19 protein-coding genes are annotated in these 18,801 nt (G+C 70.1%); 9 read left to right on the forward strand and 10 right to left on the reverse strand.

Annotated features, from left to right (window positions below):
- Positions 1-56: 56 nt before the first annotated feature.
- The 3 genes from ASC82_RS07890 to ASC82_RS07900 all read right to left on the reverse strand — a co-directional run bounded on the left by ASC82_RS07890 (position 57) and on the right by ASC82_RS07900 (position 3,536).
- Positions 57-716, reverse strand: a complete 660-nt coding sequence (locus ASC82_RS07890) for a lipoprotein (protein ID WP_056643646.1) — start codon at positions 714-716, stop codon at positions 57-59.
- Positions 717-961: 245 nt separating this feature from the next.
- Positions 962-1,621 (reverse strand): HAD family acid phosphatase, encoded by a 660-nt coding sequence (locus ASC82_RS07895; protein WP_056643648.1) that lies wholly within the window; start codon positions 1,619-1,621, stop codon positions 962-964.
- A 244-nt stretch (positions 1,622-1,865) separates the two neighbouring features.
- Entirely contained in the window at positions 1,866-3,536 is a 1,671-nt protein-coding gene (locus ASC82_RS07900; protein ID WP_056643650.1) for a fumarate hydratase, read from the reverse strand.
- A gap of 252 nt (positions 3,537-3,788) precedes the next feature.
- On the opposite strand from ASC82_RS07900, the gene ASC82_RS07905 reads away from it, so the two are divergent.
- Together ASC82_RS07905 and ASC82_RS07910 are read left to right on the forward strand one after the other, a co-directional pair.
- Positions 3,789-4,508, forward strand: coding sequence for a DUF1707 domain-containing protein (locus ASC82_RS07905; protein WP_056643653.1), 720 nt, complete (start codon positions 3,789-3,791; stop codon positions 4,506-4,508).
- Positions 4,509-4,771: 263 nt separating this feature from the next.
- The gene (locus ASC82_RS07910) at positions 4,772-5,146 is read left to right on the forward strand and encodes a WhiB family transcriptional regulator (protein ID WP_055641534.1); all 375 of its coding nucleotides are present in this window, start codon (positions 4,772-4,774) and stop codon (positions 5,144-5,146) included.
- Between the two features lie 140 nt (positions 5,147-5,286).
- On the opposite strand, the gene glpX is transcribed toward ASC82_RS07910, so the two are convergent.
- Complete coding sequence (glpX, locus tag ASC82_RS07915; protein WP_024760872.1) at positions 5,287-6,321, reverse strand: class II fructose-bisphosphatase; 1,035 nt, start codon at positions 6,319-6,321, stop codon at positions 5,287-5,289.
- Positions 6,322-6,454: 133 nt separating this feature from the next.
- Here glpX and ASC82_RS07920 point away from each other — a divergent pair, with 133 nt between their 5' ends.
- Entirely contained in the window at positions 6,455-6,988 is a 534-nt protein-coding gene (locus ASC82_RS07920) for a DUF4245 domain-containing protein (protein WP_199862497.1), read from the forward strand.
- A 79-nt stretch (positions 6,989-7,067) separates the two neighbouring features.
- Here the strand turns inward: ASC82_RS07920 and ASC82_RS07925 are convergent, their stop codons facing one another.
- The 4 genes from ASC82_RS07925 to ASC82_RS07940 all read right to left on the reverse strand — a co-directional run bounded on the left by ASC82_RS07925 (position 7,068) and on the right by ASC82_RS07940 (position 10,899).
- Positions 7,068-7,658: a malonic semialdehyde reductase gene (locus ASC82_RS07925; protein WP_056643655.1), complete on the reverse strand. Its 591-nt coding sequence runs from the start codon at positions 7,656-7,658 to the stop codon at positions 7,068-7,070.
- Between the two features lie 217 nt (positions 7,659-7,875).
- Positions 7,876-8,124, reverse strand: a complete 249-nt coding sequence (locus tag ASC82_RS07930; protein ID WP_024760869.1) for an exodeoxyribonuclease VII small subunit — start codon at positions 8,122-8,124, stop codon at positions 7,876-7,878.
- Between the two features lie 77 nt (positions 8,125-8,201).
- Positions 8,202-9,419 carry an exodeoxyribonuclease VII large subunit gene (gene xseA / locus ASC82_RS07935; RefSeq protein WP_056643658.1) on the reverse strand — a complete coding sequence of 406 codons (1,218 nt, stop codon included), beginning with the start codon at positions 9,417-9,419 and terminating at the stop codon, positions 8,202-8,204.
- 118 nt (positions 9,420-9,537) lie between these two features.
- On the reverse strand, positions 9,538-10,899 hold the full coding sequence (locus ASC82_RS07940; RefSeq protein ID WP_056643660.1) for an APC family permease: 1,362 nt from the start codon (positions 10,897-10,899) through the stop codon (positions 9,538-9,540).
- Between the two features lie 63 nt (positions 10,900-10,962).
- Here ASC82_RS07940 and ASC82_RS07945 point away from each other — a divergent pair, with 63 nt between their 5' ends.
- Together ASC82_RS07945 and ppgK are read left to right on the forward strand one after the other, a co-directional pair.
- The gene (locus ASC82_RS07945; protein WP_107105854.1) at positions 10,963-11,997 is read left to right on the forward strand and encodes a 4-hydroxy-3-methylbut-2-enyl diphosphate reductase; all 1,035 of its coding nucleotides are present in this window, start codon (positions 10,963-10,965) and stop codon (positions 11,995-11,997) included.
- Between the two features lie 29 nt (positions 11,998-12,026).
- A complete protein-coding gene (gene ppgK, locus ASC82_RS07950) occupies positions 12,027-12,770 on the forward strand; it encodes a polyphosphate--glucose phosphotransferase (protein ID WP_056643664.1) in 744 nt (247 codons plus the stop codon).
- A 165-nt stretch (positions 12,771-12,935) separates the two neighbouring features.
- On the opposite strand, the gene ASC82_RS07955 is transcribed toward ppgK, so the two are convergent.
- A complete protein-coding gene (locus tag ASC82_RS07955) occupies positions 12,936-13,541 on the reverse strand; it encodes a DUF6542 domain-containing protein (protein WP_056644836.1) in 606 nt (201 codons plus the stop codon).
- Positions 13,542-13,861: 320 nt separating this feature from the next.
- Here ASC82_RS07955 and ychF point away from each other — a divergent pair, with 320 nt between their 5' ends.
- Both ychF and ASC82_RS07965 read left to right on the forward strand, forming a co-directional pair.
- Positions 13,862-14,950: a redox-regulated ATPase YchF gene (ychF, locus tag ASC82_RS07960; RefSeq protein ID WP_024760863.1), complete on the forward strand. Its 1,089-nt coding sequence runs from the start codon at positions 13,862-13,864 to the stop codon at positions 14,948-14,950.
- A 292-nt stretch (positions 14,951-15,242) separates the two neighbouring features.
- Positions 15,243-15,863, forward strand: coding sequence for a helix-turn-helix transcriptional regulator (locus tag ASC82_RS07965; RefSeq protein ID WP_242427608.1), 621 nt, complete (start codon positions 15,243-15,245; stop codon positions 15,861-15,863).
- A gap of 26 nt (positions 15,864-15,889) precedes the next feature.
- Here the strand turns inward: ASC82_RS07965 and ASC82_RS07970 are convergent, their stop codons facing one another.
- Positions 15,890-16,726 (reverse strand): UbiA family prenyltransferase, encoded by an 837-nt coding sequence (locus tag ASC82_RS07970; RefSeq protein ID WP_056643668.1) that lies wholly within the window; start codon positions 16,724-16,726, stop codon positions 15,890-15,892.
- Positions 16,727-17,309: 583 nt separating this feature from the next.
- On the opposite strand from ASC82_RS07970, the gene ASC82_RS07975 reads away from it, so the two are divergent.
- Positions 17,310-18,146 (forward strand): sugar phosphate isomerase/epimerase, encoded by an 837-nt coding sequence (locus tag ASC82_RS07975; RefSeq protein ID WP_157863454.1) that lies wholly within the window; start codon positions 17,310-17,312, stop codon positions 18,144-18,146.
- Positions 18,130-18,798 (forward strand): cupin domain-containing protein, encoded by a 669-nt coding sequence (locus ASC82_RS07980; protein ID WP_056643672.1) that lies wholly within the window; start codon positions 18,130-18,132, stop codon positions 18,796-18,798. Before ASC82_RS07975 ends, ASC82_RS07980 begins: the two co-directional genes overlap by 17 nt.
- The last annotated feature ends 3 nt before the right edge of the window (positions 18,799-18,801 follow it).

Raw genomic sequence — 18,801 nt, forward strand, 5'->3', positions numbered from 1 at the left:
CCGTCCGGTGCGGGACGAGGGGCCACGGTCGTGGCTTCCGTGGATTCCGCGACGGCTCAGCCGAGCTTCAGCGTCGTCCTGGCCAGCTCGTACGCCGGGAGCATCGCCCGGTGCTCCGCCGTGTCGAGGCCGCCGAGGTGGACGATCACCGTCCCCTTCGGGGTCGCGACGGCGAAGGCCCGCTCCTCCTTGGTCTCCTCCATCACCTCGTTGTGGACGGTGTACGTCACCTCGGTGGCGGGCAGCGTGCCCGCCTTCGTTTCGCGGTAGACGGCGGCCGAGCTGCCCTTCTCCGCCTTCACGAAACCTTCGAGGGTGGTCCGGGCCGGGCCCTTCCCCTCCGCCGTCCACACCCGCAGATAGCCGACGTGCCCGCTCGGCTTGGCGTCCGCCTCGCAGCGGACCGTGGCCGGGCCCTGGCGCATGAGCGCGGCGAAGTCCGGGTTCTCGGGGTCCTTGACGGCCTCCGGCTCCCACTGTTCGGCCAGCGTGAAGGAGACGGGCAGCGCGCAGGCCGTCCCCGGCCCGCCGAGGGACGCGCCCGCGACGGCCGACGCGCTCGCCTCCGGTGCCTCCGGGGCCGTCGTGGCGGGTGCCGTCGTGGGCCGCGCGCCCTGAGTGATCTCGGGCAGCGGTTCGGCCTCGCCGCAGCCGGTCAGCACCCCGCCCACCAGCAGCGCGGCGGCGGGGACCATGATCCGTATCCGGTGTTCCATGCGCGTCAGAGTAGCTCCGCTAGCGGGCGGCTCCGGGAGGGGCGCCGGACACGATGGCGGAGGAGCGGCAGGCGCCGGAGGACGTCCCCTCACGGGCGGCACGGGCGACACGGGCGGCTTCAAGAACGCGCACGGCTCCATCCGCCCGAGTACCGACGGGACTGCGAGCGGATGGAGTTCCTCATCGCCACGCGCTGGAGGCGGTCCCGCGCCGGAGGTGGTCCCGCGCTGGAGGTGGTCCTGCGCTAGGACAGCTTGCCGTCGTAGTCGGGCAGCTTGAAGGCGCGCTCGGCGTGCCCGCCGACGATGTCGGTGGTGTTGTTGCCGATGTTCGCGATGATCGTGTAGCCCTTGGCCTCGATCTCCGCGCGCTTCGCCGTCTTGTACGCGCTGACCTCGGCGAACAGGTCGGGCAGCGAGCGCACGTACAGGCCGTCGACCGGGTATCCGGCGCGCTTCAGGTTCCAGTCGGTCAGGGAGTGGATGATCCCCGGGCGGGCGGTGACGAAGAAGACCGCCACTCCCTTGGCGCGGGCGTCGCGGACCAGGTCGCGGACGTCCGCGATGGCCGGGGTCGGCAGCTCCCAGAAGGGGTGGAAGTCGGTCTCCAGGGAGGAGTTGTCGATGTCGAGGACGATGGCCTGCTTCTCGCTGCCGGCGTCCTTCGCGCGCTCCTCGATGTACGGGCGGGCCTCGGCGACGACGGCCGCGACGTCCTTGCGCCAGGTCGCGTAGTCGACGTCCGCGAGGGCGGCGGCCGACACCAGGTGGGTGTCCGGGTCGGCCGCGGAGGCGGCGGGGGCGGGACCGACGACGAGGAAGGCCGTCAGGGCCAGCGCGCCCGTGGCGCCGGCGGCGACGCGCCTGCGGGCGGACGTGCGGGGGGTGGGGGATGCGGAGGTCATGGGGGGCTCCCGAGTGGTCTACCGGCTCAGTGGTTGACATGCTCGCGGCCAATACTGACCGGTAGGTAACGAGAGGTCTACCGGTCGGTAGCGAGTTTCTGAGCGGAGATCGACAACGCCCCCCGGTCCGTGGGTACGGACCGGGGGGCGCTCGGGGCGTTGTGCGCGCGGATCGGCCGATCAGTGGATCAACGGATCAGTGGATCAACGGATCAGTGGATCAACGGATCAGCGGATCGCCGGTTCAGCCGAGGCCGGGGCCCCGCACCGGGATGTGCGTGAAGGTCGGCTCCGGCGCCGGGTTCTGGAAGAAGTCGTTGCCCTTGTCGTCCACGACGATGAACGCCGGGAAGTCCTCGACCTCGATCTTCCAGACCGCCTCCATGCCGAGCTCCTCGTACTCGACGACCTCGACCTTCTTGATGCAGTCCTGCGCGAGCCGGGCCGCCGGGCCGCCGATCGAGCCGAGGTAGAAGCCGCCGTGCGCGTCGCACGCGGCCGTGACCTGCCCGGAGCGGTTGCCCTTGGCCAGCATGACCTTCGAGCCGCCCGCGGCCTGGAACTGCTCCACGTACGAGTCCATGCGGCCGGCCGTCGTCGGGCCGAAGGAACCGGAGGCGTACCCCTCGGGGGTCTTCGCCGGGCCCGCGTAGTAGACCGGGTGGTCCTTCAGGTACTGCGGCATCTCCTCGCCCGCGTCCAGGCGCTCCTTGATCTTGGCGTGCGCGATGTCGCGCGCCACGACCAGCGGGCCGTTGAGGGAGAGGCGGGTCTTGACCGGGTACTTGGTGAGCTCGGCGAGGATGTCGTCCATCGGCTGGTTCAGGTCGATGGTGACGACGTCGCTCTCCTCGGAGAGGTGCTCGTCGGTCGTCTCCGGCAGGAAGCGCGCCGGGTCGGTCTCCAGCTGCTCCAGGAAGACGCCCTCGGCGGTGATCTTCGCGACGGCCTGGCGGTCGGCCGAGCAGGAGACGGCGATCGCGACGGGCAGCGAGGCGCCGTGGCGGGGGAGGCGGACGACGCGGACGTCGTGGCAGAAGTACTTGCCGCCGAACTGCGCGCCGATGCCGATCTTCTGCGTCAGCTCGAAGACCTTCTCCTCCAGCTCCTTGTCGCGGAAGCCGTGACCGGTCTCGGCCGAGCCCTCGGTGGGCAGCTCGTCCAGGTAGTGCGCGGAGGCGTACTTCGCGGTCTTGAGCGCGAACTCGGCGCTCGTGCCGCCGACGACGATCGCCAGGTGGTACGGCGGGCAGGCGGCCGTGCCGAGCGAGCGGATCTTCTCCTCCAGGAACTTCATCATGCTCGCCTCGTTGAGGACGGCCTTCGTCTCCTGGTAGAGGAAGGACTTGTTGGCGGAGCCGCCGCCCTTGGCCATGAAGAGGAACTTGTACGCGCCGCCGTCGGTCGCGTACAGCTCGATCTGCGCGGGCAGGTTCGAGCCGGTGTTCTTCTCCTCCCACATGGTGACGGGGGCCATCTGCGAGTACCGCAGGTTGAGCTTGGTGTACGCGTCGTAGATGCCCTTGGACAGGGCCTCCTCGTCGCGGCCCGGGGTCAGCACGTTCTGGCCGCGCTTGCCCATGACGATCGCGGTGCCGGTGTCCTGGCACATGGGCAGGACGCCCGCGGCGGCGATGTTCGCGTTCTTGAGGAGGTCGAGCGCGACGAACTTGTCGTTGCTCGACGCCTCCGGGTCGTCGATGATCCGGCGCAGCTGGGCCAGGTGGGCCGGGCGCAGGAAGTGCTGGATGTCGTGGATCGCCTCGGCGGCCAGCGTGCGCAGCGCTTCGGGCTCGACCTTGAGGAACGTACGGCCGTCGGCCTCGAAGGTGGAGACACCTTCGGAGGTCACCAGGCGGTAGGGCGTGGTGTCCTCTCCCAGGGGGAGCAGATCGGAGTACGCAAACTCTGGCATGACGGCAGCCATTCCTCACTCGACAGACAGCGGCGCCGCCTCCATTGGCCGCGCGTCCTCCAGCGTAGAACGAGGGCGCGGTCCGGATCCTGTGAGGTAAGGCTCAGTAGGGGCCGGGACCGCGCCGATGTGGCGCGTTTCCCTCGCGCTCCCCGATTCCCTCGCTCTCGCCGTCTGCCGCTTCCGTACGAGAGGGAGGCCGTCGGCCCCGCCCTCTGGTCGCGATCTATCGCGTTTCGCTAGGCTGGCGCCGTGGACCTCGAAAAGAAGCCCGAACCCGAAGAGCAGCCGCAGCCGCAGCGGTCGGCCGCTCCCGTCGAGCCCGCCCGGGCCGAGACCGCTTTCGCCGACCCGCAGGGGGCGTTGAGGGCCTCCGACGCGGACCGGGACCGGATCGCGGACATCCTCCGCGACGCCCTGGCCGAGGGCCGGATCGATCCCGAGGAGCACTCCGACCGGATCGACGCGGTCTACCGCGCCAAGACCGTCGGGGAGTTGGAGCCGATCGTCAGCGACCTGCCGGGCCCCCGGACCCGCAGGGAGCCCGCGCCGGCGTACGACGACGACCCGGGCGACCCCGACGCCGCCGCGGACAGCCTCGTCGCGATCTTCTCCAGCACCACCCGCAAGGGCCGGTGGCGCGTGGGCCGCAGGACGAACGCCTTCGCGCTCTTCGGCAACATCGAGATCGACCTGACCGAGGCGATCTTCGCGCAGCGCCTGACCACGATCAACGCCACGTCGATCTTCGGGAACGTCGAGGTGCGGGTCCCGGAGAACATCAGCCTGCGCGGCAACGGAAGCGGGGTCTTCGGCAACTTCGAGGTCGTGACCCTGGAGGGCGTCGACCCGCAGGCCCCGGTCGTCGTCGTCAACGGCTACTCGGTCTTCGGCAACGTCGAGGCGAGGCCCAAGCGCGGCAAGTGGATCACCGACCTCCAGGGCAAGCTGCGCAAACACCTAGGGCACTGACGCCGGGAGCTCGAAGGGCGTCGGGACGGACACGGGCCGGGCGTCGGGACGGACGCGGGCCGGATGTCGGGACGGACGCGGCACGGACGTACCGGGCGTCGGGGCGGACGGCGAGGCGGTCTCCGTGCTCGCGCCGGTGACCGGATTTCGCCCGTGGGTATCCGCAGTGCGGAACGAGGCGGCACGCAGTGCATAGGCGCGCGCACAGCGGGTAGGGCTGCTGCATCGCCGCTCGCTCGCGAAGCCGTCGTCAGGAGTAGACCGTGCTGCCACTGCCGCATCAGCCCCTCCAGGTCGCCGCCGTTCCCCCTCAGCGCACACCTGCCCGGGAGGACGAGGCCGGCCCCTGGCACGCGGAGGCGGTGTGCCGCCGGGACGAGGCCGGGCTGTTCTTCGCCCCCTCCAAGGAGCCGACCGCCGCGCGGCTCGCGCGGGAGGAGGCGGCCAAGCGGGTCTGCGCCCGCTGTCCCGTGATGGTCGAGTGCCGGGAGCACGCGCTGCTCCAGCCCGAGCCGTACGGGGTGTGGGGCGGGCTCACCGCGGCGGAGCGCCGCGTGGTCCTGGCCAGGCGCAGGCGGCGCGAGGTGGAGCTCAGGAAGGCGTCCGCGACCGACGGACGGATCGCCCAGGCGGGCTGACGGGTCCGGAGCGGACGCCGTCGCGGCCCGTACGGGAAGGGGCGCCCCCACCGCACATGGGGGCGCCCCTCTTCGTGCCGTTCGGCTCAGCAGCCGGTGGCTCGGCTCGGCCGGTGACGCGGCTCAGCCAGTGACGCGGCTTACTTGGCGCGATCGAAGTCGATCTTGCTGTACGCGCGCAGCTTCGAGAGCCGGTGCGTCGAGTCGATCTGGCGGATCGTGCCGGACTTCGAGCGCATGACCAGCGACTGCGTGGTCGCCGTCTCGGCGCGGTAGCGCACGCCGCGCAGCAGCTCGCCGTCGGTGATGCCGGTCGCGACGAAGAACACGTTGTCGCCGCTGACCAGGTCGTTCGTGGAGAGCACCCGGTCCAGGTCGTGGCCCGCGTCGAGCGCCTTCTGCCGCTCGGCCTCGTCCTTCGGCCACAGCTTGCCCTGGATCACACCGCCGAGGCACTTGATGGCGCAGGCGGAGATGATGCCCTCGGGCGTGCCGCCGACGCCCATGAGCATGTCGACGCCGGTGCCCTCGCGGACGGCCATGATCGAACCGGCGACGTCGCCGTCCGAGATGAACTTGATCCGGGCCCCGGTCTCGCGGATCTCCTTGACGATGCCCTCGTGACGGGGGCGGTCCAGGATCATGACCGTGATGTCCTCGGGCGAGGAGTTCTTCGCCTTGGCGACCCGGCGGATGTTGACCGAGACGGGGGCGTTGATGTCGACGAAGTCGGCGGCCTCGGGGCCGGTGACCAGCTTGTCCATGTAGAAGACCGCGGACGGGTCGAACATGGTGCCGCGGTCGGCGGCGGCCAGGACGGCGATCGCGTTCGGCATGCCCTTGGCGTTGAGCGTGGTGCCGTCGATCGGGTCGACGGCGATGTCGACCTCGGCGCCGGTGCCGTCGCCGACCCGCTCGCCGTTGAAGAGCATCGGGGCTTCGTCCTTCTCGCCCTCGCCGATGACGACGACGCCGTTCATCGAGACGGTGGAGATCAGGGTCCGCATGGCGTTGACCGCCGCGCCGTCCGCGCCGATCTTGTCGCCGCGGCCGACCCAGCGGCCGGCGGCCATGGCGGCGGCCTCGGTGACGCGGACCAGCTCAAGGGCGAGGTTGCGGTCGGGGGCCTCGGGGGAGACGACGAGTTCGGGCGGCAGGTGATGGCTCTCGGTCATCGAAGCGCACCTTTCTGTACGGCGACGGCCGGGAACGGCGACGGCCGGAAAAACGAGGGTGCTCCGACTCTATCGGTACGTCGACAAAATGAGCAGAGGGGCCCACGTTTGAGCACGGCACCCTGATGCGACCATGATGGGCGTGGCAGGTATGCGAGGTAGGCAGACGGTACGAGGGATGTTCCAGTCCCTCGGGGTGATCATGGTTGCTGCGGGAGTGATGTATCTCTTCATCCCGCACGACGAGAGCGCGGCGCCGGTCAAGGCGAAGGACTACCGCGTCGAGCTCCTGACGGCCCAGCGGGCGGCGCCTTATCCGGTGCTGGCCCCCGAGGGGCTCGGGGCGGACTGGAAGGCGACGGTCGTCTCGTACAAGCGCGAGAAGGGCGACGCCTGGCAGCTCGGGTTCCTCTCCCCGGACACGCAGTACGTGGCGATCCACCAGTCGACGGCGGCGCCGGGCAAGTACGTGCCCGAGGTCACCCACGAGGCGAAGAACACGGGGAAGACCCAGACGGTGGCCGGCCAGGTCTGGCAGCGCTGGGAGGGGCCGAAGTACGACGCGCTCGTCCGCACGGAGGGCGGCGCGACGACCGTCGTGACCGGCACGGCCTCCTTCGAGCGGCTGGCCGAGATGGCGGGCTCGCTCAAGTCCCAGAAGGTCTGAGAGACGCCCGAGGCGTACGAGAAGGGCCCCGCACTCGGTGAGTGCGGGGCCCTTCGGGCTGTGCGTGCGGTGCTCGGGCTCAGACGGTCGTGACGACGTCGTCGTAGGCCAGGCGCGGGGAGCGCGGGAACCAGGCGTCCTCGCCCGGCTTGCCGATGTTGACGACCATCAGCGGGGTGTGGTCGTCGTCCAGGAACTCCTTCTGGAGCCCGGCGAAGTCGAGACCGGTCATCGGGCCGGCGGCGAGGCCGGCGGCGCGGACGCCGACGATGAAGTAGGCGGCCTGGAGGGCGGCGTTCAGCACGGCCGACTGCTCGCGGACCGGGCGCTCGGCGAAGAACATGTCCTTGGCCTGCGGGAAGTGCGGGAGCAGGGCCGGGAGCTCCTCGTGGAACTCGTTGTCGGCGGAGAGGATCGCGACCAGCGGGGCGGCGGCGGTCTTCGGCTGGTTGCCCTCGGCCATGTGCTTGACCAGGCGCTCACGGGCCTCGGGGGAGCGGACCAGCGTGATGCGCAGCGGGGTCTGGTTGAAGGCGGTCGGGCCGTACTTCACCAGGTCGTAGATCGCCTGGACCTGCTCGTCGGTCACCGGCTCGTCGGTGAACGTGTTGGCGGTGCGGGCCTCGCGGAAGAGGAGGTCCTGGGCGGCGGGGTCAAGGGCGAGAGACATGCTGCGTACCTTCCGGACTGCGGATCAAGCGATGTCCTCGACAGTACGCGCATGATTGATGAAACTTCAACTAATCCATCCGGATAGTGATCCGCTTCACTCCCGAGTCTACGACAGGGCGGGGCGGGGCGCGGAAGGGCGCCGACAGGCGCCGGTACGCCACCAACCGGACCACCAACCGGACCACCGGCAGACCACCGGCAGGTCACCGGCCGGGCTACTCCTCCCCGCCCGAGGCCTCCTCCGCGGCCTCGGCCGCGCGCTCCGCCGCCAGGGAGGCGTCGAGGCGGGCCCGGGCCCCCTCAAGGCGTCGCCGGCAGACCTTCGCCAGCTCCTCGCCGCGCTCCCAGAGCGCGAGGGACTCCTCCAGGGACGTCCCGCCCGCCTCCAGTCGCCGGACGACCTCGATGAGCTCGTCCCGCGCCTGCTCGTAGCCGAGCGCCGCCTCTTCCGTACCGGCTGCCATCTGCTCCACCCTCCGTGTCGCTCTCTCGCTCGACGTCGCGCCGCGCGAGTCCTCTCTCCATGATCTTCGGGACCCGCTCAGGCCGGGTCGGCCACGCGGCGCACCGCGAACTCGCCCTCGGCGACCCGGGCCCGCAGCTCCTCGCCCTCCGCGACCTCCTCGGGAGAGCGGACCACCGCCCCGTCCGCCCGCTGGAGCACCGCGTACCCCCGCTCCATCGTCGCGGCGGGCGACAGCGCCCGGACCCGCGCCCGGGTGTGCGAGAGCTCCGAGTCGGCCCGGTCCAGGAGGTGTCCCAGGACCCGCCGGCTCCGCGCGAGCAGCGCGTCGATCTCGTCCTCGCGGACCTCGACCATCCGCTGCGGATGCTCCATGACAGGCCGCGCGAGCGCGTGCGCGAGGCCGCGCTCCTCCCGCTCCAGGAGCCCCCGCACGGTCCGCAGCGCCCGGTCCCGCAGCCCGCGTACCCGGTCGAGCTCCTCCCCGACGTCCGGCACGACCTTCTTGGCGGCGTCCGTCGGCGTCGAGGCCCGCAGGTCGGCCACCAGGTCGAGGAGGGGCGAGTCCGGCTCGTGGCCGATCGCGGAGACCACCGGCGTACGGCACTCGGCGACGGCCCGTACGAGCTGCTCGTCCGAGAACGGCAGCAGGTCCTCGACGCTGCCGCCGCCCCGGGCGACGATGATCACGTCCACGTCCTCGTGGGCGTCGAGCTCCTTCACCGCCTGGACGACCTGCGGGACGGCCTTCACGCCCTGCACCGGGACGTTCCGCACCTCGAAGCGGACGGCCGGCCAGCGGCGCCGCGCGTTCTCCAGGACGTCCCGCTCCGCCGCCGAGGCGCGTCCGCAGACGAGCCCGATGAGGTGCGGCAGGAACGGCAGCGGCTTCTTCCGGTCGAGCGCGAAGAGCCCCTCGGCCGCCAGGCTCCGCTTCAGCTGCTCCAGGCGGGCGAGCAGCTCGCCGATCCCCACCGGCTTGATCTCCACGGCCCGCAGCGACAGTTGCCCGCGCGGCGCGTACCACTCGGGCTTCGCGTGCACGACGACCCGGGCGCCCTCGGAGACCAGGTCCGCGACCGAGTCGAAGACCTGGCGGTAGCAGGTGACGCTGATCGAGATGTCGTACGAGGGGTCCCGCAGCGTCAGGAAGACGACCCCGGCGCCGGGGCGCCGCGACAGCTGCGTGATCTGCCCCTCGACCCAGATCGCTCCGAGCCGGTCGATCCAGCCCCCGATCAGGCGGGAGACCTCACCGACGGGAAGCGGTGCTTCGGCGGACGTGTTCAGAGCCATGGACCGAGCGTAACGGCGCGGTACGACAACGTGTACGACGACGGCGACGGCCGCGTGTACGGGTGCGTGTACGGGTGCGGGTACGGGAGCCGCGTGTACGGGAACGGTACGGGGGACCTCAGGACCGAGCCGTCGGCCGGGTCGTCCCCTGCATGGCCAGGACGACGAGCCCGATCCCCAGCCACACCACGCCCACCACCTGCGCGGCGACCGAGGCCTCCACGATCACGGCGATCAGGATGGCCGCACCGACGACCGGCATGACGACGTGCTTCAGCCAGTTCGGCGGGCCCTCCGCCCGCTGGACCGCGAACCACCCCACCACGCTCGCGTGCAGCAGCACGAACGCCGTCAGCGCGCCGACGTCGACCACCGACACCAAGTGGTCGAGGCCGTCGTCCCGCCGCGCCGCCCACACCGCCGCGATCATCGTCACCGTCGCCGCCACGAGCAGCGCCACGCGCGGCACGCCCGAGTCCGTCCGGGCCAGTACGTGCGGCAGGCGCCGGTCGCGGCCCATCGCGAAGAGCAGCCGCGCGCCGGCCGCCTGGCCCGCGAGGGCGGCGAAGGCGGCGCCGATCGCCTTCGAGACGGCGACCAGGTCGTGCAGCCAGCCGCCGACCGACACCTCCACGGCGTCGTAGAAGGCGGAACCCTGCCGGACCGGATCGGCGGCGAGCTCGGCCGAGGAGACCGGCTGGAGGAGGGCCACGAGCCAGGTCTGCGCCACGAACAGCACCCCCGCGAGCGCCAGGCAGAACAGCACCGCCCGCGCGACCTTCGCCGACCCGCCGGTGACCTCCTCCGCGAAGGAGGCGATGGCGTCGAAGCCCAGGTAGGACAGGACCGCCACCGACACGGCGCCGAGGACCGCGGCCGTCGAGAAGGAGACGTCGCCGGTGAGCGGCGACCACCAGTCGCGCCGGGCCCCGTCCCGTACGAGCACCACCACCGCCGACACGACGAAGACGAGGAGGACGACGATCTCCATCGCCAGCACGGCGAAGCCGACCCGGGCCGCCGCCCGGACGCCCCACAGGTTGAGCAGGGTGGTGACCACGACGGCGATCCCGGTCCACACCCACCGGTCCACCTCCGGGACCAGCGCCTCCATCGCGATGCCCGCGAAGAGATAGGCCACGGCCGGGATCAGCAGGTAGTCGAGCAGGGCCATCCACCCGGCCACGAAACCGGGCCCTTCGCCGAGCCCCTTGCGGGCGTACGTGAAGACGGAGCCGGCCTGCGGCGCGACCCGGATCATCTGGGCGTAACTGAACGCGGTGAAGGCCATGGCGACGGTCGCCACGATGTACACCAGTGCGACGGACCCGTGGGACTTGGCGTCGAGCGTGCCGAAGACGCCGACGGGAGCCATCGGCGCGATGAAGAGGAGTCCGTAGACGACGAGGTCGCGGAAGCCGAGGCTCCGGCGGAGATCTGTGTGTTCCTCACGCGCAGCCACCTGCGGTTCCTCGGCCATGCGGCCAGTCTCGGCCACGGCACCGATCAAACCGCTGACCGACGCGGCCTTACGATGGGACGCATGACTGCAACGCCCGCGTCGACGTCCGAGTCCGCTCCCGCGACGAACCGCCCGAAGCGTGTCCTGCTCGCCGCTCCCCGCGGCTACTGCGCGGGCGTGGACCGTGCCGTGATCGCCGTGGAGAAGGCCCTGGAGCAGTACGGGGCGCCGATCTACGTACGCCACGAGATCGTCCACAACAAGTACGTGGTCCAGACCCTGGAGCGGAAGGGCGCGATCTTCGTCGACCAGGCGACCGAGGTGCCGCCGGGCAACATCGTGATGTTCTCCGCGCACGGCGTCGCCCCGACCGTCCACGAGGAGGCCCGCCAGGGCCGGCTCGCGACGATCGACGCGACCTGCCCGCTCGTCACCAAGGTCCACAAGGAAGCCGTCCGCTTCGCCAACGACGACTTCGACATCCTCCTCATCGGCCACGAGGGCCACGAGGAGGTCATCGGCACCTCCGGCGAGGCGCCCGACCACATCCAGCTGGTCGACGGCCCCGGGGACGTCGCCAAGATCGAGGTCCGCGACCCCTCGCGGGTCGTCTGGCTCTCCCAGACCACGCTCTCGGTCGACGAGACGATGGAGACGGTCGACGCGCTGAAGGAGAAGTTCCCGCAGCTGATCTCCCCGCCGTCCGACGACATCTGCTACGCCACGCAGAACCGCCAGATCGCCATCAAGGAGCTCGCCGGCCAGGCGGAGCTCGTGATCGTCGTCGGCTCGAAGAACTCCTCGAACTCGATCCGCATGGTCGAGGTCGCCAAGCAGGCCGGCGTGCCCGCCGCGTACCTGGTCGACTTCGCGAGCGAGATCGACGAGGCCTGGCTGGAGGGCGTCACCAGCGTCGGCCTCTCCTCCGGCGCCTCCGTCCCGGACATCCTGGTCCAGGAGGTCCTGGAGTGGCTCGGCGAGCGCGGCTACGCGGACGTCGAGATCGTCAAGACGGCGGACGAGTCCCTGACGTTCTCCCTCCCCAAGGAGCTCCGCAACAAGGACCTGCGGGCCGAGGCGGAGAAGCTCGCCGCGACGGTTCCCGTCAAGGAGTAACTCCCCGCCGAAGCCCTTACCGTGGGTCCATGAACGTCTTCGGAGTGGACATCGGCGGTTCGGGCATCAAGGGCGCCCCCGTGGACCTGGAGCGCGGAGCGCTCGCCGAGGAGCGCCACAAGGTGCTGACCCCGCAGCCCGCCACACCCGACGGTGTGGCGGGCTGCGTCGCGGAGGTCGTGGGGAACTTCGGCTGGACCGGACCGGTGGGCGTGACCTTCCCCGGCGTGGTGACGGGCTCGACGATCCGTACCGCCGCCAACGTCGACAAGGCCTGGATCGGCGTCGACGCGGGCACGCTCCTGAGCGAGCGGCTCGGCGGCCTCCCGGTGACCGTCCTGAACGACGCGGACGCGGCCGGAGTCGCCGAGATGACCTTCGGCGCGGGCCGGGGCCGCAAGGGCACGGTGATCCTGCTGACGCTCGGCACGGGCATCGGCTCCGCCCTCTTCGTCGACGGCCGGCTCGTACCCAACACGGAGCTGGGCCACCTGGAACTGAAGGGCCACGACGCGGAGACGCGGGCCTCGACGAAGGCCAAGGAGGACGAGGACCTCAGCTGGGAACACTGGGCGAAACGGCGGCTGACGAAGTACCTCGCGCACGTGGAGATGCTGTTCTCGCCGGAGCTCTTCATCATCGGCGGCGGCGTGAGCCGCAAGGCCGACAAGTTCCTCCCGCTGATCGAGGGCATCCGCGCGGAGATCGTCCCGGCGGAGCTGCAGAACAACGCGGGGATCGTGGGGGCGGCGATGGCGGCGGGGGAGGCCTGAGAGGGCGGGGCCTTGGACGGCGTACGGGGGCGGGGACGGCGCCCCGGAGGACGTACGGGGGCGGAGGCCGAGGCGCGGGACGGCGTACGGGGGCGGAGGCCGAGGGCCTGGACGGCGTAGGTGGACGGAGGCCGAGGCGCCGGACGGCGTACGCGAGCGCGGACGCTAGGCGACGGGTCGGCGACCGGGCGCGGAAGGGCGCCCGCCCGGCTTCTCCCCAGCCGCACCGGAGGCCACCCGACCACCACCCGTACCGGCCCCGGCCCCGCCACGGGCCCCGCCACCGGCCCCGCCACCGGACTGCTGCTGGCGGCGGCCCATGTCCCGTACCTTCCGGACGCTCGTGATGAGCCCGGCGACGAGGGTGCCGCCGTAGAGCCACCCGGCGTGCACGGCGAGCGCGGTCACGACGGCCATGGCCTGACCGCCGAGCCCACCCGTACCGCCGGCGATGGGGACGACCCCGACGGCGAAGGCGATGGGCACGCTGATGGGGGCGGTGACGAGGTCGGCGGTACGGACCCACAGCGCGGTCAGGGCGCTGACCGGCAGGAACAGCAGCCCGAAGACGATCGGGGAGCCGTCGAGGATCAGCCGGTCGAGGAACCCGATCACGAGCATGACGGCGGAGGCGAAGAGGCCGGCGCCGAGACCGGTGAGCCGGGGCGAGGGGAGCCGGCGCAGCGCGAGGACGAAGGGAGGCACGGGCCGGGCGCCCGGAGGCCGCACGGAACCGCGCGCGGGAGCGGCGGACCCGGCGGCGCGCTCCATCCGGGCGGCTCCGCGTCCGGCCCTGCCGGTCGCGCGGTACACGGCCACGCCCTCCACGGCCGGGCCCTCCACGAGCGCGCCGGGCGGTGTCACGGGCGGCGTGACGGGGGTCTGCGGCCGTCGGCGGCCTCGCGGCTGACTTGTCCTGTGCTGCTCCACTCCACCAACGTAGGTCGGGAGAGGGCGGGAAACGGGTCCGGGACACGCCCTTTGGGTGACCTTGCCCCCGAGATCGACCGAAGGTCGGCGTCACTGGCCGGTTCGCCCCGCCCGTAAACTGGGGGATCGGCCCACCATCCACACTTCAGGAAGTCGCCACCGTGTCGCTCACGATCGGAATCGTCGGTCTGCCGAATGTCGGCAAGTCGACCCTGTTCAACGCCCTGACCAAGAACGACGTGCTGGCGGCCAACTACCCGTTCGCCACGATCGAGCCCAACGTCGGAGTCGTCGGTGTCCCCGACGCCCGCCTGGCGGTCCTCGCGGGCATCTTCGGCTCGCAGAAGATCCTCCCCGCGACGGTGGACTTCGTCGACATCGCCGGCATCGTGCGCGGTGCCTCGGAGGGCGAGGGCCTCGGCAACAAGTTCCTCGCGAACATCCGCGAGTCGGACGCGATCTGCCAGGTCATCCGCGCCTTCAAGGACGAGAACGTCGTCCACGTCGACGGCAAGGTCTCGCCGAAGGACGACATCGAGACGATCAACACGGAGCTGATCCTCGCCGACCTCCAGTCGATCGAGAAGGCGGAGCCGCGCCTGACGAAGGAGTCCCGCCTCCAGAAGGAGAAGGTCGCGGTCCTCGCGGCCGTCCTCGAGGCGAAGAAGATCCTCGAAGCGGGCGACACGCTCTTCTCGAAGGGCATCGCCAAGGGCACGGAGCAGGGCGACCTCCTCCACGAGCTGCACCTCCTCACCACGAAGCCCTTCCTCTACGTCTTCAACGTGGACGAGGACGAGCTGACGGACGAGGCCTTCAAGGAGGAGCAGCGCGCGCTGGTCGCCCCCGCCGAGGCCATCTTCCTGAACGCGAAGCTGGAGCAGGAGCTCATCGAGCTGGAGGACGACGAGGCCCTGGAGCTCCTCCAGTCCGTCGGCCAGGAAGAGCCGGGCATGGCCACCCTGGGCCGCGTCGGCTTCGCCACCCTGGGCCTCCAGACCTACCTGACGGCAGGCCCGAAGGAAACCCGCGCCTGGACGATCAAGAAGGGCGCCACCGCCCCCGAGGCCGCCGGCGTCATCCACACCGACTTCCAGCGCGGCTTCATCAAGGCGGAGATCATCTCCTTCGCCGACCTCGTCGAATGCGGCTCGGTCGCCGAGGCCCGCGCCAAGGGCAAGGCCCGCATGGAGGGCAAGGAGTACGTGATGCAGGACGGCGACGTGGTGGAGTTCCGCTTCAACGTCTGATACGTCCGCGAAAGGCCGTCTGACCTGCGAATGAGTGGGTTGGGCGGCCTTTGCGGTCCGCCCGGAGTCCGCAGCGTGGGCTGCTCGGGCTTCGCACGGGGGTGTTCGGTATTGTGTTCGGATCGAACATCGTCACACTGAGCTACGGCCCCTAACTGTGTATCCGGCTCGTTCGAGAGGGCTGTGGCAGGGAGGGTCTTTGCGTTACCCAGCTGCGGCGCAGTTTCTGCGTAGCGCGATACCAGACGTCATCCACGCCTATCAGACGGCGCTGAGGACGGTCCGCAGTCCCTTGGCCATGCGCAAGGAGGCGTGGCCGAAGTGCCGCGACCAGGCGCAGGCGATCGTGGAGGACTGCGTCGCGCGACTGACCGGGGACGGCCCGCTCGAGTCGGCCGAAGCCTGGCGGTACTCGCATCTCGTGGGCACCGACCGAGCCAACCAGGGAATCGCGGTCGCCGAGTCGGTGCGTGCGGTGGAGATCCTGTGGAATGCCATGCAGCCGACCATCAACTCCGCCGTACAGCACGAGGCGCCCGCGCGACGGGCCCCCGCGCTGTTGCTGATCAGTACCGCGTTCCGTTCCAGCGCCGGAAGCCGGCTCTACGCGGGCGCCGTCGGCTACGGCGGGGCCACCGCCCGGTCCTCCGACGCCCTGCCGAACGATGACGACACCGCGGCCGCGGCGGGCGTCTCCGAGGCGGCGCCGATGCACGCCGGGGTGGGCGTGGCGTTGTCCCGGCGTGAGAAGGAGGTGCTCGAGGGGGTGGCGAAGGCGATGACCAACAGCCAGATAGCCAGTCGGCTCGGCATCACCACGGCGACCGTGAAGCGGCATCTCAACAACATCTACGGCAAGTTGGGCGCCGTGTCCCGCATCGACGCGGTCAACAAGGCCTTCGGGCGCTACTGACACGAGGACCTCCGCACGGGCGACGGTCACGCAGGTCCGTGCAGCAGGAGCGCGAGCAGCATGGCGACGTTCGCCGCGAACTGGGTGCGCATGAACACGCGGTACGCACTGCGGCGGGTCTCCTTGTCCCCGTCGGCTGCCCTGGCCGTACGGACGATCTGCGCCACCATGGAGACGGCTCCGATCGCCAGGGGGACCGCTCCGGCCAGCGTCAGCGGAGCCCAGACCAGCGCCGCCGCCACCCCGCCCGCTCCGACGAGGAGAGCACCCGCCACCGCGAGCGCGCGGGCCCGGGCGGCTCCGTAGCGCACGGCCACGGTACGGCGCCCGCCGACGGCGTCTCCTTCGACGTCACCGAGGTCCTTGACGACCGCTCCCACCAGGGCCATCCAGGCGCTCATCACCGTGGCGAAGACCAGTCCGGCAGGGCCCGGTTCGCCTCCCACGGCAGCGGCACCCGACGCGAACGAGGTCCAACCGAGTCCGAACACCACCACCGCACAGGTGCTGCTCCAGCGCTTCGCGGGAAACGGCGGCGCCGAATAGAGCCAGCCGAGCAACAGGAACAGCGCCACCCACAGGGTGAGCCCGGGGACGTACAGCGACAGCAGAAGGGACCCCGCGGCCGCGACCGCGGTGAGCAACGCGGCCGTCCGCTCCGGCAGATCGCCCCGGGCGATCGGACGGGCGGACCCGTTGGCGCGGTCCTCCTTGACGTCCAGCACACCGTTGACGAGGTAGGCGGCCACCACGGCCAGCCACCAGACGAGAACCCCGGCGGCCAGGTGCGGTCCGTCCGCCAGATCCTGGGAGACGAAGGCGGCCCCCACCGTGAACCGCGTGAGGAACACGATCTGCACCACAGGTCGTGCCTCGACCAGGCTCAGACGCGCGTAGCGGAGGCCGCGGCAAAGCGACACACGAGGCCGCGATTCAGGGAGGAGAACTCTGCCGGAGGTCACTGTCACGGCGTTCAGCCTACGAGGAACGCTTCGTCGCGGGCCGTGACTGCATCCAAGGGTGTAGGTACTCGGGACCTCGCCCGCGTCCGCGCCCGCGTCCTCGCCTCCGCCCACGACCTCGTCCTGATCGCGGTCGCGGGCAGGGTGCATCCTTGGGTGTAGTTCCGCCTGCCCGCCGCTCCTGGTTGACATCGTATGGGTCGACCGAGGAAGCAGGAGAGAGTCATAAGCGGCCGGCATCAAAAATGCTCGGCGTGTGACTGCCGATCTGCCAAAGGCCGCCTGAAACCGCTCGCCGGAACACCGCCGTGGATTCAGGCAGGTTTGGACTGCTCGACCCCGGCAGCGGGAAACGTTCACCGCATTCCCGTCGACCGGGTGATCCCGGTTTCGATGTAGCTGCCTGCCGACTGCGAAAGCAGCTATCGATCTGCAATGTGACGTGCCGTCCCACTATCGGGAGGTAAGCGAAGTGGATTACCACATGGGTACGGTCACCCTGGGTGGCTCGCTACCGGATAAATTGGAAGCAATCGCTGACGCCGGCTTCTCGGGTATCGAATTGATGGAATGGGACCTTCAGGGATCCTCGGTGTCCGTCGCCCGAGCCCTGGCGGAAGACCTCGGCCTGGAAATCATCAACTATCAACCGCTCAGGGACTTCGAAGGCGGCCCCAGGGACCAGCTGCTGCCCAAGCTGGACCGAATCGAGCGGATCTTCGACTGTATGGAGCAGTTGAGGACGAGCACGCTGATCCTGTGTAGCAACGTCAGCGACGTTTCGGACCTCGATGACGACGCAGTCGCCGAAGATCTGGCGCTCCTGGGGGAAAGGGCCGCGGCCAGAGGGTTTTCGATCGGCTACGAAGCGCTGTCCTGGGGGCTGCGGGTCAATACGTTCCGTCAGGCTTGGCGAATGATCGAGCGTTCCGGCGCCGGAAACATAGGCCTGGTGCTGGACAGCTTTCACACCCTGGCGCTGAACGACCATTTCGATGACCTGTCCGACGTGCCGCCCGATCGCATCGCGCTGATCCAGGTGTCGGATGCTCCCCGCATGGACATGGATGTGAAGTCCTGGAGCCGGCATCACCGCTGCCTGCCGGGTGAGGGCGATTTCGATGTAGCCGCGTTTCTGGCGCCTGTGCTGGCCAACGGTTATGACGGCCCGATTTCGCTTGAGATATTCAACGACCATTACAAGGCGCGGCCCCCTGCGCCACTGGCGCGACAAGGTATGACCGCCTTGCGCGAAGTCACGTCGGCGGCGATGTTGCCGGCTCCCCGAGAAGGAAGGCAGCTCCATGAGCACCGAATATGAAATATTCGACTTCCCGGACGTCGAACCCGGCCCGGAGAAGCCGCTGGTACTCGGCCCGGCGGGCGAGGTCTTCAACTTCGTGCAGACCGGCGAGAGCAACGGTGGCAAGTTCCTGTTCTCCAAGCTGACCGTGCCGCCGCACGTCGGCCCGCCGCCGCACATCCATCACCGTACCGATGAATGGTTCTATGCGCCGAACGGCGGATTCAGCATCTTCATGGGGCCCAACGAATTCCCTGATCTGGACATCACGCCGGGCGATGGTGCCGAGAAGGAAACGGTCGCCATGCTGCCGATGCGCCCTAAGGAACTGCTCTACGTTCCGCGCAACTACACGCATGGTTTCGTCAATACGACGAATGTCAACCAGGAGATGTGGTTGGTCTGGTCGCCGGACACGCCGGAGAGTTCCATCCTCCCGTATTTCATGAACGCGGGCAAGGTCGTGACCAGCAAGCAGGACATCACGGAGCCGGAGTTCCTGTCCCGGATTCGTCTCGTTTCCATGGCCCGCGACTACGGCATCAACCAGAGCGCGGACTTCTGGGACTTCGTCAAGGGCGTCGTGGAAGACAGGCCCGAATGGTTGCCGAGCGACAGTCGCGGGAGGCTGCTGAACCTGTTGCACGATGAGATCGAGGCGCAGGCGTAGTCT

This window comes from Streptomyces sp. Root431 (genome assembly GCF_001426585.1).
Taxonomy (GTDB): domain Bacteria; phylum Actinomycetota; class Actinomycetes; order Streptomycetales; family Streptomycetaceae; genus Streptomyces; species Streptomyces stackebrandtii.